This window comes from Ralstonia sp. 24A2, from assembly GCF_051783885.1.
In the GTDB taxonomy this organism is placed as follows: domain Bacteria; phylum Pseudomonadota; class Gammaproteobacteria; order Burkholderiales; family Burkholderiaceae; genus Ralstonia.
In genome coordinates this window covers 1566113-1579852 of record NZ_JBPVZD010000003.1, presented here as the reverse complement: position 1 = coordinate 1579852, position 13740 = coordinate 1566113, and the positions used below count along the sequence as shown (strand labels likewise).

Annotated in this window: 15 protein-coding genes; 8 read left to right on the top strand and 7 right to left on the bottom strand. The window is 64.7% G+C overall.

Translation table 11 applies throughout. The annotated features are described in order from the left end of the window. Positions 1-39: 39 nt before the first annotated feature. Positions 40-903 carry a PASTA domain-containing protein gene (locus tag ACS13N_RS24705; RefSeq protein WP_438934225.1) on the top strand — a complete coding sequence of 288 codons (864 nt, stop codon included), beginning with the start codon at positions 40-42 and terminating at the stop codon, positions 901-903. A gap of 81 nt (positions 904-984) precedes the next feature. Here the strand turns inward: ACS13N_RS24705 and ACS13N_RS24700 are convergent, their stop codons facing one another. The 3 genes from ACS13N_RS24700 to ACS13N_RS24690 form a co-directional block, all read right to left on the bottom strand. After that, the gene (locus ACS13N_RS24700) at positions 985-1371 is read right to left on the bottom strand and encodes a VOC family protein (protein ID WP_438934483.1); all 387 of its coding nucleotides are present in this window, start codon (positions 1369-1371) and stop codon (positions 985-987) included. A gap of 221 nt (positions 1372-1592) precedes the next feature. Beyond that, the gene (locus ACS13N_RS24695) at positions 1593-2204 is read right to left on the bottom strand and encodes a TetR/AcrR family transcriptional regulator (protein WP_438934224.1); all 612 of its coding nucleotides are present in this window, start codon (positions 2202-2204) and stop codon (positions 1593-1595) included. After that, positions 2201-2851, bottom strand: a complete 651-nt coding sequence (locus ACS13N_RS24690; RefSeq protein ID WP_438934223.1) for a TetR/AcrR family transcriptional regulator — start codon at positions 2849-2851, stop codon at positions 2201-2203. The genes ACS13N_RS24695 and ACS13N_RS24690 overlap by 4 nt, the downstream gene beginning before the upstream one ends. Before the next feature lie 98 nt (positions 2852-2949). On the opposite strand from ACS13N_RS24690, the gene ACS13N_RS24685 reads away from it, so the two are divergent. The 6 genes from ACS13N_RS24685 (at position 2950) to ACS13N_RS24660 (ending at position 8147) form a co-directional block, all read left to right on the top strand. Then, positions 2950-3555, top strand: a complete 606-nt coding sequence (locus tag ACS13N_RS24685; RefSeq protein WP_438934222.1) for an NAD(P)H-dependent oxidoreductase — start codon at positions 2950-2952, stop codon at positions 3553-3555. A 205-nt stretch (positions 3556-3760) separates the two neighbouring features. Further along, positions 3761-4888 carry an acyltransferase family protein gene (locus ACS13N_RS24680; RefSeq protein WP_438934221.1) on the top strand — a complete coding sequence of 376 codons (1128 nt, stop codon included), beginning with the start codon at positions 3761-3763 and terminating at the stop codon, positions 4886-4888. An 89-nt stretch (positions 4889-4977) separates the two neighbouring features. Then, the gene (locus tag ACS13N_RS24675) at positions 4978-5829 is read left to right on the top strand and encodes a transporter substrate-binding domain-containing protein (RefSeq protein WP_438934220.1); all 852 of its coding nucleotides are present in this window, start codon (positions 4978-4980) and stop codon (positions 5827-5829) included. Positions 5830-5841: 12 nt separating this feature from the next. Next, a complete protein-coding gene (locus ACS13N_RS24670; RefSeq protein ID WP_438934219.1) occupies positions 5842-6624 on the top strand; it encodes an amino acid ABC transporter permease in 783 nt (260 codons plus the stop codon). Further along, positions 6617-7300, top strand: coding sequence for an amino acid ABC transporter permease (locus tag ACS13N_RS24665; RefSeq protein WP_438934218.1), 684 nt, complete (start codon positions 6617-6619; stop codon positions 7298-7300). Before ACS13N_RS24670 ends, ACS13N_RS24665 begins: the two co-directional genes overlap by 8 nt. Beyond that, positions 7287-8147 (top strand): amino acid ABC transporter ATP-binding protein, encoded by an 861-nt coding sequence (locus ACS13N_RS24660; RefSeq protein WP_438934217.1) that lies wholly within the window; start codon positions 7287-7289, stop codon positions 8145-8147. The genes ACS13N_RS24665 and ACS13N_RS24660 overlap by 14 nt, the downstream gene beginning before the upstream one ends. A gap of 10 nt (positions 8148-8157) precedes the next feature. Here the strand turns inward: ACS13N_RS24660 and metC are convergent, their stop codons facing one another. Together metC and ACS13N_RS24650 are read right to left on the bottom strand one after the other, a co-directional pair. Next, positions 8158-9381 (bottom strand): cystathionine beta-lyase, encoded by a 1224-nt coding sequence (gene metC / locus ACS13N_RS24655; protein ID WP_438934216.1) that lies wholly within the window; start codon positions 9379-9381, stop codon positions 8158-8160. Next, a complete protein-coding gene (locus tag ACS13N_RS24650) occupies positions 9378-10997 on the bottom strand; it encodes a rhodanese-like domain-containing protein (protein ID WP_438934215.1) in 1620 nt (539 codons plus the stop codon). The genes metC and ACS13N_RS24650 overlap by 4 nt, the downstream gene beginning before the upstream one ends. Before the next feature lie 164 nt (positions 10998-11161). On the opposite strand from ACS13N_RS24650, the gene ACS13N_RS24645 reads away from it, so the two are divergent. Beyond that, positions 11162-11767, top strand: a complete 606-nt coding sequence (locus ACS13N_RS24645) for a cysteine dioxygenase (RefSeq protein ID WP_438934214.1) — start codon at positions 11162-11164, stop codon at positions 11765-11767. 18 nt (positions 11768-11785) lie between these two features. Here the strand turns inward: ACS13N_RS24645 and ACS13N_RS24640 are convergent, their stop codons facing one another. After that, positions 11786-12604 carry a class I SAM-dependent methyltransferase gene (locus ACS13N_RS24640; RefSeq protein WP_438934213.1) on the bottom strand — a complete coding sequence of 273 codons (819 nt, stop codon included), beginning with the start codon at positions 12602-12604 and terminating at the stop codon, positions 11786-11788. Positions 12605-12726: 122 nt separating this feature from the next. Further along, entirely contained in the window at positions 12727-13710 is a 984-nt protein-coding gene (locus tag ACS13N_RS24635) for a LysR family transcriptional regulator (protein ID WP_438934212.1), read from the bottom strand. Positions 13711-13740 lie beyond the last annotated feature (30 nt).

Here is a 13740-nt window from a genome sequence, read left to right as displayed (position 1 = left end):
CACGACCTCCCATCCAACCTGCTTCTACGCATCCATGCGATGCGCGCTCTCGTCATGCATACCTTCCCGGTACCTGCCGCACTCACGACGCTCAGCGCCGCGCTGGCGCTGAACCTCCCGCTGTCGTTGCCCGCTGCTGCGCAAACGAACACGACGGCACCCCGCGTGGTCTCCGAGCTGAAAGACATCCGCATGAAGGCGGGCGCTGCCCTGCCGAAAGCCGGCGGCACCCAGCATGACCGCGAAGATTGCCCACAAGCGGTCATCCAGCCGAAGTCTGCCGCTGCCAGGCGGGTGGCCTCGCAGGGCTGGGCCGTCATGGCCGACGTGCCGCTGGGGCCGTATCGCGCAGTCAGCTTTGCGGGCCAGATGCAGGCCGCCACCAGCGGCACCTGCAGCATCACGCAAGGCAACGTGGCGGTGTTCGACCATGACAAGCTGATCGCCCTGGCCTACGGAAAATCAGCAGAAGACACCGCCATCGGCAACCTGATTCCGCTCGAAAGCGGCGCCGTGCGCGTGTGGGATGGTGATATCACCACCTCGCCCGTTGGGGACCTGCATGTCGATGCCGACGGCACGCTGCGCCTGAGCAAGATTGCCAGCGAAGACGCTGTCTGCCAGGGCCGCGCCAAGGTGCCGAGCGTCTACGGCATGCCGATCGACAAGGCACGCAAGGCGCTGGCCGCCAAGGGCTGGAACCCCGTGCGCGCCAAAGCCAGTGGCGACCCGCGGCAAGCTGCGCTGTTCAAGCGCGGCGTCATTGAGACTGACGATTGCTCGGGAACGGGCCTCGCCTACTGCAGCTACAGCTACACCAGCACGGTCGGCAAACTGTCCTTGACCACGATGGGCGAAGACGACCTCCCGAGCGTGGCCGACTACAGCGTCAAGTGCCGCTGAGCCAGCCGTCATCACCGCCGGCGACTGGCACGGCCGCACCATCCAAGTGCCGGTTCTGGCCAGCTTGGTTGCGCCGGTAGTTCAGTCGTCAAAGGTGCCTTGGTACGCCGGTGCGGCGTCCGATCGGGTGTTCAGTTCAAACATCACACCGCCCGGTGCACGGCAGAAGAAGCGCGAACCGCGGCCGTTGTTGAACACCTCCGTCTCCATCTTGACGCCCTCGGCCTGGAAACGCGCGTGCAGCTCGCGCACGGCATCCAGGCTCGGCAACTCAAACCCGACGTGGAAATTGCTGGGCCAGGCCAGGGCCTCGTCACCAGCGTGATCGATTACCACGTCAAAGCCCGGACGCTTGAGGATGTATGACTTGTCCCACGTGCCCGCAATCGTGAAGCCGAGATGGCGTTCAAAGAACTGGGCCGTCGCAAGGGTGTCGGCAGAAGGAAAACTCAGGTGGTTGAGCTTCATGGGTTGCATGGATGCTGTCATCGTCGTGCTCTCTGAGGGTGGCGGTGGCCCAATGCCGTAACCGCCTGACGACGTCAGAATATGGGCTCGTGCCCACCCCAACAACTCGCATCGAAGCTTCAGGTGAAAAGCCTGAAAACCCGCGCCACTGAGCCGTTCACGGCATGACAGCACGCGACGTGAATCGTGTTGCTCGCATTCGTGAGGCGCAGGTTCAAGCCTCAGGGCCGACGTGTTCTTGCCAGATAACCGAACACGGCGGCCCGAACGCGGCGCTCCAGATCTTCGCGGTCGCTTTCGCCGCGCTCGCCAGCGGCATCCACCAGGCCGCGCACCATGGCGAACAGATCGGCCGCAGCCACCTGCGGTTGCGGATGCCGTGGCGCCGCACGCTGGACGACGGCACTGACGAGCGATTCCAGATCCAGAGTGTTCACCTCACCACGCAGTGCCGGTCGCCCTTCTTCAATATCGAGCAGCTTGGCCAGCATGGGACGCTGCAGTTGTTGCCGCACCGATGCCCCGATTAAATGCTCCAACGCCGCCTTGCCACTGCGCATGGACAGCGCTGCAGCCATGTCTTCGCTGAACTGCTTCCGTTCGCGGTGCATGAGCGCCGCCGTGAGCGCATCCTTGCCGGGGAAATACTGATAGAGCGACCCGATGCTGACGCCCGCGCGCCGGGCAACGGCGTTCGTGTTGAACCCGTCCACCCCGTCAGCCTCCAGAACCTGGGCGGCCGCCTCGATGATGACGGCCACCGTCTCCTCGGAACGCGGCTGGCTGGGCGTCTTCCTGGGCTGAAGCGGTGTGCGCGGTGTACGCCGGCTCATCGCAACGCCCCCTTGCGCGTACGCTCGCGGGTGTTGCGGGCCACCATGGCAACGATGGTCTCGAAGAGTTCATCACGCGCCTGCTTTGGGGTGATCTCGCCATTGGCAGCGGCGTGCGAGAGCGCTTCCGCAGCGCCAAGCATCGCTCGCAGCCCAGCCTGCGCCAGCTTGCCGCTGCCAGCAAACGGCGCGAAGGCGGCGCGGCACTTGTCGAGAAACGCAGCTTCGTACGCGCGCTTGATCGCCTCCAGTTCCGGTGAACCGTTCAACGCCGCGTTGATCCCTGGTATCTCTCGCCCCTGACGCAGTACGCATTCAACGTAGGCTGCGGCGATGACCCTCGCCCGGGCCTCCAGCGTTGGTTCGCTGCGCGCCAGCGCGGCATCCATCTGCGTCGTCTGCTGCGCGTCGTACTCTGCATAAAGCGCCGCAAGCAAGCCCGAACGGGTGTCGAAATGGTCATAGGCCACCGGCTTGGTGACCCCGGCCTGTTCCGCCAGATAGCCGAGCGTAAGCGCATCCGTGCCCGCTTCACGAATCAACCGCCATGCCACATCCAGCAACTGGCGGTGACGCTCGTCCCATGACATCCGGCTGCGCGCCTTGCCGCCGGCGGCCACCTCATCAGCGTTGTCGCTTGACTTCATAACTTACCAAAAGTAGTTTACCAACAGTAACTTACTGAAAGTATATCGCCGGAGCCTCCATCGGTCTGGCCCGGGCCCACAGAAACAGGAGTCTTACCATGCATGCCGTCATCGTTGTCACGCATCCCGAGCCGCAGTCGCTCAGCCACAGTGTTGCCGCGCAGATTGGCAAAGGGATAACGCAGGCCGACCCGGACCACACGTTCGAGATTGCCGATCTTGCGGCCGAGGAGTTCGACCCGCGCTTCAATGCGGCTGACCTTGCCGTGCACCGAACACAGGCAACCCCGACGCCCGACGTGCAGGCGGAGCAGGCACGCGTTGCGCGGGCGGATACCCTGGTGCTGGTCTACCCGGTTTACTGGTGGTCAATGCCGGGACAGCTCAAGGGCTGGATCGACCGCGTGTTCTCAAATGGCTGGGCGTTTGACTATCGGCTCGATGGCACGCTAGTCAAGAAGCTGCGCCACCTGCAGGTGCATCTGGTCGGCATCGGCGGCGCCAATGCGCAGACGTATGCGCGACACGGCTACACGCAGGCGATGAAGACGCAGATCGATCACGGCATCTTCGACTACTGCGGCGCCACGGTGGTCACTTCGGAACTGCTGCTGGAATCGGAAATGCAGGACCCTGCCCCGCATTTGGCAACAGCGCAGGCGATCGGGCGATCGCTTTTTCAGCCGGCACCCCAGGCGGCGTGATGGCACGGGCGGCCCGAGAGGCGGCCATCAGTGGCCACCCGCTGCCCTGGCACACAACCGGCAAGAATGTGCATTACGGCTGGAGCGCGCGGCAAAGTGCGCCACCGCGCAATCGGTACGCGGTACGCATCTTGCTGACGACATTGGGTTGCCTATCCTCCAACGGCGGCGTGATCTCCGTCACGCTGCCGGCGTCCAATTCAGCGTGAACCGTTCTTCCTCCTCTCTTCAAAGCATCCAGGCGCTGCGGGGTTTTGCCGCGCTGTATGTCGTTGTATTCCATTCCGGCCTGGCGCTGGCCCATGCAGACATTCCCGCCCTCGCGTGGCTCACCACGCATGTGATCAAGCGCGGGCACGTGGGGGTGGATGTCTTCTTCGTCATCAGCGGCTTCATCATTGCGTGGGTCGCCATTCTGGGCCCGAAGGGGCCGGAAACGCCCGGTGAATTTCTCGTCAAGCGCGCATTCCGGCTCGCGCCGCCGTACTGGTTGATGTCGGTGCTGCACGCCGCGTGGCTCAATCCGGTGTCGGTGGGCGTGCTGCTCAGTTCGCTCGCTTTCCTGCCTCAGGCCAATGTGGATGCACCCTACTTTGGCTACCCCGCGCTCTACGTCGGGTGGTCGCTCAACTACGAGGCGTTCTTCTATGCGCTGTGCGCGCCGGGCTTGGCGCTGTTCGGCAGGCGTGCGCTGTGGCTGGTCGCGCTGGCGTTGTTCACCACCACCATCATCGTGCCGTTCTGGCACGGCGGCGTGGTATTGCGTGACCCGGAAGCGCTCTATGCCTGGGCCACACCCATGCAGGCCATGGCCGCCAACCCGCTCGTGCTTGAATTCCTGCTGGGGGCGGGATTGGCGTGGTTGTATGCGGAACATCGGCACCGTCTGACACCCGTCGTAGCGCGTGTGCTGTTTGCAGTCGGCCTGAGCGCCTTCATCGTCTCCGTCATCGGGCCCATGCCCAGGTTTGATCTGCTCGCGCGTGGCCTGCCGGCGGGTGCATTGCTAATCGGGCTGGTGGCGATGGAGCATTGCGGCCAGCTCCGCGTGCCACGCGTGTCGGTCTGGCTGGGTGAGCTGTCGTACGCACTCTACCTCGCTCACCCAAGCGTGATCGAGGCCACGCATCGGCTGGTGGGCGTGATCGCACCGGGGTGGATCACCACACAGCTCATACTGTTTGCCGTCAACCTTGCACTGACCCTTGCGCTGGCGGCACTGCTGCATCGCTATGTCGAGCTGCCATCCATCGCGCTGGGCCGCAAGACCATCGACTGGATGCACAGTCAGCAGCATGCCTGGCGAGCCCGGCTGGGCCCACAGAAACCGTGAGCGCCGCATAACGTTTCCGGTTTTTATTCGTTCGCCGCACGACGGGCGTCTCACACAATGGTTGCCTCAGAAACAATCTGTCGCACGCCATGTCTGCTCGCTCCCGCTGGTTCCGTTTTGCCCCCACTGTGTTGGCCGTGGCCACGTTGCTTACAGCAACCGTCGCATCTGCAGATGCCACGCTCGACAAAGTCCAGCAACGCAAGAAGCTGGTCGTGGGTGTCGTGCTGTCGGGTGGGCCGTTCGGCTCCATTGACCCCGCCACGCAGCGCGCGACGGGCTTCAATGTGGACCTGGCGCAAGCACTTGGGCGCGGGCTGGGCGTGGAGGTAGAAACCGTGCAGGTGCAGCCGTCCAACCGCATCCAGTTCTTACAGCAAGGGCGCGTGGATATTCTCGTTGCCTCGATGGAGCTGAACCCGGAGCGCGCCGAGCTGCTCGCGCACGTGCCATCGCCCTATTACCGCGTGGGCGGCGTAGCGCTGGTGCCCAAGGACAGTCCCGTACAGAAGTGGAGCGATCTGAAAGGCAAGGATGTCTGCCTGTCGCAAGGCAGCAGCTATACCAAGCCGCTGGCAGCCGAGATCGGCGCCACGCCCAAGGGCTTCAAGAGCCCGGCTGAGTCGTTGCTGGCGCTGCGTGGCAACAACTGCGCCGCCGCCGTACATGACGCCACGCTGCTGCAACCGCTGCCGCGCACCAACCCGGAATGGAAGGACTACCGCGTCGTCGGTCCCGACCTGATCCCCTCGCCCACCGTCATCTGGGCACGCAAGGGCGAGAACGACACCGTGGCTGCGCTCGACCGCATCGTGCAAGGCTGGCATCGCGATGGCTGGCTGATCGAGACCGAGAAGAAGAACGGCATCCTGCCACCGTCGCCCGCGCTGGTCGAATGGCATGAAACGGCAAAAGGCACTGCCAAGGCGAGCCGTAGCTGATTCGTTCTTCGCATGGCTGATGATCTGCTTCTGCGCGTGATTGCGCTGGTCCGCCATACGGGCCTCGACTACGGCTTCCTGGCCGAAGCCTATGAACGCGACGCACTGCTGCAAGGCGCCCGGCTTTCACTGCTGGTGATGTTCAGCACCGTGGTGCTGAGCCTTATCTTTGGTGTGGTGCTGGCGCGCCTGCTGATTTCGCCGCGCAGGCGCGTTGCGCAACTAGCCCAGGGTTTTGTGGAGCTCACCCGCAATACCCCAACGCTGGTGCAGCTGTGCTGCGCGTTCCTGGTCGTCAACACGCTCATCACGCAGGCGCTGGCGCAGTGGCATCTGACCAACCCGCTCACGCCGTTCTTCTGGGCAGTGGCGATTCTCTCGCTGCATAAGGCAGCCTTTCATGCCGAGGCATTGCGCGGCGGCATCGAGGCGGTGCCGCCTGCCATGCTGGAAGCCGCAACCTCACTGGGCTTCAGTGCACGTGAGCGGCTCTGGCGCGTGCAGCTTCCGCTGGCGTTCCGCGCCGCGCTGCCCTCGTTGATGAACAACACGGTGGAGCTGGTGAAGGCGTCGTCGCTGGCATCGGCCATTGCGGTGGGCGACATCACCTACAGCGCACTGATGATCTGGACCCAGCGCGACAACGTGCTCGAATGCATGGTGCTGTTGCTGCTGTTCTACGGCGTGGTCACCTACGCAGTGCACGCAGCCGGCGTGTGGATCGAACGCCGGCTGCGCATGCCTGGCTACGGCACCGCAATCCATGCCGTGACAGGAGCACCTGCCCATGCCTGAAGGCCTGTTTTCGACGCTGCTGCACTGGTCGCCGGCATTGCTGCGCGGGCTGGCAATCAATGTCGGCATCAGCTTGCTTGCCGTTGGGCTGGGCACCTTGATTGGGTTGGCCGTCGGTGCACTGCATCTGTCACCGGCGCGCTGGGTCCAGCGGCTTGCCGGCAGCTACGTCGTCGCCTTCCGCAATGCGCCTTGGCTGGTGCTCGTGTACGGCATTGCTTACGCCGTGCCGTTCGAGATTGTCGTGCGCGGGCATGTGTTTCCGTTTCCTGACTGGTTCAAGGTCACGCTTGCTCTGGCGCTGCCGGCAAGTGCCCACGTGGCGGAGATTTTCCGTGGCGCGGTGCTGTCGATTCCGTCCACGCAATGGGAAGCGGCAGCATCGCTGGCCTTCACGCGTCGCGACATCCTCTGGCGCATCGTGCTGCCGCAGTGCCTGCGCCGCATGCTGCCCTCGTGGATGAACCTGTACGCCGTCATCACCATGGGCACGGCAATGGCCTCGCTGGTGGGTGTGCACGACTTGCTCGACACCGCGCAGATCGCCAGCAACACCGTCAACCGTACGCCGTTCACGGTGCTCACCTACTTCACCGTGCTCACCCTCTTCTTTGTCTATTGCTACCCGATTTCGCGCCTGACCCGGCGCCTGGAGCGCGCCCATGTCGTCGCCTGATCTGTTGCCCCTTGATGCGCCTGCCGCCGGCGCCCCGCTCGTTGCACTGCGCGATGTGCATCTGACGTTTGGCACGACACCTGTGCTGCGCGGCATTGATCTCGACGTGCACCGCGGCCAGGCCGTGTCGATCATCGGGCCCTCCGGCTCGGGCAAATCGACGCTCCTGCGCTGCATCAGCGGGCTACTGCAGCCGCAACACGGCAGCGTGACGGTGGACGGCGTCCGCGTCGATCAACTCACCACAGAGGCCGACACCATCGCTCTGCGCAAACGTATCGGCTTCGTGTTCCAGCAGTACAACCTGTTTCCGCACCTGAGCGTGTTGGACAACCTGACGGCCGCACCGGTGCGCGTGCTGGGCCGGCCCCGGCAAGAGGCCGAAGCCGACGCGCACGCCCTGCTCAAGAAAGTGGGCCTGGCCGACAAGGCACGTGCGTACCCGGGGCAACTCTCGGGTGGCCAGCAGCAACGCGTGGCGATTGCGCGCGCGCTGGCGATGCGGCCCGAGCTGATCCTGTTTGACGAGGTGACCTCGGCGCTTGACCCGGAAACCGTGGGCGAGGTGCTCAACGTGATCGGAGAACTGGTTGATGACGGACTGACTTGCGTGCTGGTGACACACGAAATGGCCTTCGCTCGCGCCATCAGCGATGAAGTGGTGTTTACCGAGCATGGCGTCGTGGCCGAACGTGGCCCGGCGGAGCAAGTGTTCTCGTCACCGATCAGCGAGCGCACACGGGCGTTTCTCTCGCGCGCGCTGTCGGGTCATGCTGGGGCGCGACCGTCTTCGTCTGCCCACGCGCCCTGGCACGCCGCCTTCGCAAGCGCGGCGTTTGCTGTCTGACCCCTCCCGCTCATCCGCCGATGGCGTGCAGCTCCCCTACCGGGGCATGCTGCAGCGCTTGCTCAAGATCTGCGATCAGGTCATCCGCATCCTCCAGGCCAACATGCAGGCGCAACACCGCACCGGTGTGACTCCACTGCGCGTGGTCTGACAGGCGCTCGGGTGCCACCACGGTAACGAGGCTTTCGTAGCCGCCCCACGAAGCGCCAATGGCAAATAGCTGCAGGGCATCGGCAACACGCTCCGCCGTGTACTGGTCTGCGCCTTTGACCACAAACGAGACGAGCCCGTTGGCGCCAGAGAAATCACGTTTCCATAGCACATGACCAGGATCATCCGGCAGCGCCGGATAGAACACCTGGCCCACGCCGGGCTGCGCTTGCAGCCACTGCGCGACGCGCGTTGCGTTGCGCTGGTGCTGCGCCATTCGCACGGGTAGCGTGCGCACGCCGCGCAAGGCCAGGTAGGCGTCATCCGCACCAATGGTCAAGCCCAGTACGTCGTGTGCGGCGGCAATGCGGGCTGCCACCGCTTCCGTGCGCGCGATCACCGCGCCCAGCATCACGTCGGAATGCCCAGCCACGTACTTGGTGGCGGCAAGCACGGAGACATCGGCGCCCGCATCCAGCGGACGGAACAGGATGCCCGATGCCCAGGTGTTGTCCGTTGCCAGCGGAATGCCGTGGCGTTGCGCCACGCGGGCGATGGCCTGCAGGTCATAGATCTCGTACAGCAACGACCCTGGCGATTCCGTATAGATCAACCGTGTGTGCGGCCGAATGGCGGCTTCGAGGCCGCCGCCGTTGGGTGTCACGTAAGACACGTCGATACCCAGTCGCTGCAGCAGCGCGGCATCCAGCCTGCGCACGGGCGCATAGATGCTGTCGGTCACGATCACGTGATCACCGGGCGAGAGCAGCGCCAGAAACGTCAATGCGATGGCCGACAGGCCCGACGGCACCAGGAATGCACGCACGCCGCCTTCAAGCGCCAGCAGTGCGTCTTCCAATGCGCGGTGCGTCTGCGAGCCATGACGGCCGTAGCTCGCGATGTTTTCGCCGGCCTTGCGACGCGCATGCACATCGTGCTGGGCGGCCGTGCTAGCGTGGCGCACGGTGCTGGTGCGCTCGATCGGCACGTTGACGGGGGCGGTTCCATCGACAAACGGCGGGCTGCCGGCATGGATGATCCGGGTGGCAAGCGCTTCCGGCACGTTGCGGGATGCGCGGGTCATTGGGTCACCGCCTCGACCGGTTCGCTGACGAGTGCGTCGGAACTGCCCAGCGCAAACAACGCGCGCTCCTGCACATCCAGTTGCGCCACCAGCCCGATCTCCCAGGCGAGATAACCGCGTGCAGCATCGAGGTTGCCGTCGTGGCGATCGTGCACGAAGAAGAGGTAGTCGATGCGGTCAGCATCGGCCGGCAACGCTGGCGTCGCTTCAAGCGGATACCCGGCGGCATGCCATGCGGCAACGCCCCCTTCAAGACGCCGTACAGACACCGCACCCTGCTCGTGCAGATCCACCGCTGCAAGCGCGCTGACCAAAACCTCATCGTCAACCAGCACGACGTGTGCGCCGCGCACATCGCGCAGCTGTCGCCGCGTTGCCCAGCGTGCGCCGGGGATATGCGCCGTACGATAGGCCGCGCTGCTGCGCAGGTCGAACAGCACGACTTCACCACGCGCGAAAGCGTTGCGCAGCGCGCCGGCATCAATACCCACAGGCGGGGCCGGTTGCCATTGCGCGTCGTGCTGTGCCAGCACAGTGGCGTTCACCTCGCTCAGACCACCTTCCAGCACCACAGCGTCGTACCCCATCTGGCGCAGCCAGCTGGCAATCACGGGGGCACGGACACCATCATCGTCAAAGACGATCAACCAGGCGCCACGCACACCGACGTACTGGTCCGTCGCCTGCAGCAACTGGCCGCCCGGCGCATGTACGGCACCTGGCAGGCTGCCGCGTGCAAATGCGTCAGCGGTACGCACGTCAAGCAGGAAAAGCGTACGCGAGCCGCGCTGTCGCTCGGCTTGAACCACCGCAGCGGTCACAGTCGGCACGGCAAAGCGACGCGACAAGGCAGCCACCGCTTCCTTCGCGCGTCGGCGTGCCGGCACATCGATCGTTTCGGGGTAGCGGCGGTTGGCGCCATGCTCCAACGTCAAGCCGTGCAACTGCCAGCCTTGTGTACCGTTCTCCAGCGCGTAGATCGGATTGGGCAGCCCCAGGTTGCGCAGCGTTTGCGCACCGATGATGCTACGTGTGCGGCCCGCGCAGTTGACGACGACCGGCGTGTCAGCATCCGAAATGAGCGCGTGCGCGCGTAGTGCCAGCTCACCGTTCGGGCAAGCAACAGCGCCGGGAATCGTCATGCGGCGGTACTCGGCAACGGTACGCCCATCCAGCAGCACATGGCGCTTGTGCGCGCGCTGCCAGGCAGCCAGCTCGCCCGCGGTGATGTGCGGCGTGTGATACGCCAGCTCTGCCAGTTCACCAAAGGTCTTGGATGGAACATTGATGCCCTTGAACAGCGCGAACCCGGCGACCTGCCAAGCGGCATTGCCGCCTTCAAGCACGTGCACGCTGCCATAGCCAAGATCGAGCAGACGCCGCGCCGCCTGCGTGGAGAGTGCACCGCCATCGGCATCCGTCACCACCAGTCGAACGTCGGGCCGGGGCGCCAGGCGCAGGGCATCGATCTCCAAGCGGCTGTACGGAACCGGCGTCGCCAGGAAGAGATGCCCTTCGCCAAATTCACCGGCTTCGCGCACGTCGAACAATGCGATCTCCGCGCCGTCATGGAGCCACGCCTTCAACGTGATGGCATTGATGGAAGGAACAGACATGCGGGCCTCGCGCGTAACGGAAAGGCCCATGGTAGGCACGCCGGCACGCACGCGAGAACGAACCGATGCGTCTATGCATATGCGGGATGCTGCGTTGGTGGCGCGGGTTCAGCGGCCTACACTGGGGAGTCCATCCTCCGCTCCATCATCCGCACCAACAAGCCATGAGCCTGACCCAGCAACGCGACCAAGCGGTCCGTCAAACCCTCATCGCCGTCCGCGCCATTGCTGCGCAGGATGGCATTACGCACACGTCCCTCGCACGCATTGCCGATCGGCTGCAGGAGCTGGCTGCGCAGGAGGCGCTGTTCCCCTTCGACGCCTTCCCGCCGCCCCCGTCTGGTGATGCGGATGCCGCCAGCCGCTACCTGCTGCATGAAGAGGCCGACAAGACCTTCGCGCTGTATCTGAACTCGATCAACCCGGGCAAGATCACGCCGCCGCACAACCACACCACGTGGGCGGTGATCGTTGCGCTGGAAGGCGAAGAACTGAATCGCGTATACGCACGTACGGACGACGGCCGCGACCCGGAGCACGCCACGCTCGCCCTGTCGCGCGAGGTGATTGTGCAGCCCGGCACGCCCATCACGTTCCTCGCAGAGGACATCCACAGCATCCACGTGCTCGGCAACAAGCCCACGCGCCACTTCCACCTGTATGGCCGGGCGCTGGAAACGCTGACCGGCCGCGTCGGCTTCGACCTCGCCACGGGGCGCGTGCTGAACTACAACCGCAACTACATGAGCGCGACCAAGCAGGCCGCCTGATACGCCCACCGGCAAGCGTCACGCTGTCGTTGCGGTAAAGACATGCGCCTGGATTCTTCCGTCCACCGGCCCCGGACCAAACCGTGCGGCCAGTGCTTCCGCGCATGCATCGGTGGCAGCAGCTAGCGCGTCGGGGCCAAATGCCTCCAGCTCGCCGCGCAACGGCGTGCCCTGGCAGTAGGCAAACGCAGGCAAGCGGGCGGTGTCAGCATGGCTGCGTGCGGACACGGTCTCGTACACCACCTGCGTAAAGCCGCCGAGCCGCAAGTCCGCCTCGATCAACACTGGGTTGTGATGACCATGGGGCGTGCGTGCCAGGAACGCCGGCGGATTGTCAGGAAAGACGCTCGCCAGCGTGCACGTGACCACGTGCGCAAACACGTTGTCTTCAATGCGGTCCCACACGTTGAAGAGCAGCGTGCCGCCCGGCCGCAACACGCGGCGGGCCTCGGCAAAGGCTTTCGGACGATCGGGAAAGAACATCGCACCAAACTGGCAGATCATCAGATCGAAGCTGCCATCGTCAAACGGCAGTTGCTGCGCGTCGGCTTGCTGCCATGTCACGGGGCGGCATGTGCCGATCGTTGCAGCGCGATCGAGCATCGGCGGGTTGAGGTCGGTCGCCACAATGGTCGTGGTCTCTGGAAGCGTGCGTGCCAGCACGCGCGTTACGGCGCCTGTTCCGGCCGCGACCTCCAGCACGCGCCTTGGGGCAAGCACAGCGGCTCTCGCTGCAATGTCGATTGCATAAGGCTCAAAGATCAGCGGAACCAGCAGCGTGTCATACAACTCGGGAATCGAACCCCCAAAGACCTTGTCGGTGCCATGCGCTTGCATCGTTCACCACCTTTGCCCGGCATGATGGACGGGCATGCACCGTTATAGGCCGGATTATCACGCTCGGCACTCCTCCAAGTTGAGGAGCGATCGGATGGATGCCAGCATGGCGGCTTCGGCTGTCAGGGCAACGATGCTGCCGAGCGGCGGCGAGATACCACTGTTTTTTCAACCAGGCCGGCAGCCTGGCGCGGCACGCGGCCGAGCGTGGGCTTCAACACCGGCGCCTGCTGGGCCAGGAACTCCCACAGCCGATTGGCAACCGGCCCATGCGGCCGGTCACGCCGGCGCGCAACCACCAGATCCTCCACCGTGCCGGGGAAATGGCGCCCGGCAATCGACTGCAGCCGCCCTTCGCGCAACTCCGCCTCGATCATGAAGCGGGGCAGGTGCCCCCACGCCATGCCGTGCAGGATCAGCTCCTTCTTCATCAGTTGGTCGGGGACGAAGCATTGCGGGGCGCCCTCCACAACGTAGTGCGTCTGCGACGGCGGCTGACGCGCGGAATCGTTGATCACGCACTGCATGAAGAGCTGCATCTGCTGCGGCGTGAGGGCGGCGGTCGGTTGAGACGGCAGAAAACCGGGCGCGACCACCGGCACCATCGCGATCTTGCCCAGGTCAATCCACTCCATGCGCACATCGCCCTTCGGCACGCGGTGCACGATCAGATCGGCGGCATCTTCCAGCAGGCGCTCCCAGGGGCCGGTCACGGCCTCGAACTGAAGCTGCAGGCGCGTTTGCGGGCACTGGCCAAAGAACTGGCTGAGCAAGGCCAACACCGGCTGCAGCGGGCACAGGTCGCCCAGCACCACACGCAACTCAGCTTCTTCACCCATGGCCAGTTGCTTGGCGTGCGTCCGCAGCTCATCGCTCTCGCGCAGCAACGACTGGACTTTGCGATGGAAGGACTGGCCGGCCTCCGTCAGCCGCACGCGATAGCCACTGCGATCCAGCAGGCTCAAGCCCAGTTGCTCTTCCAACTTGGCCACCGCTGCAAACACCGAGGGGTGCGAGCGGTGCAGCCGGTCTGCCGCGGCCTGGAAGCTGCCCCCGGCCACAACGGCATCGAAGCACTGCAGTTCGTGTAGCGTGAAATTCGACATTGTTGTCTAACCCTACAGAGTTCTTCCAAA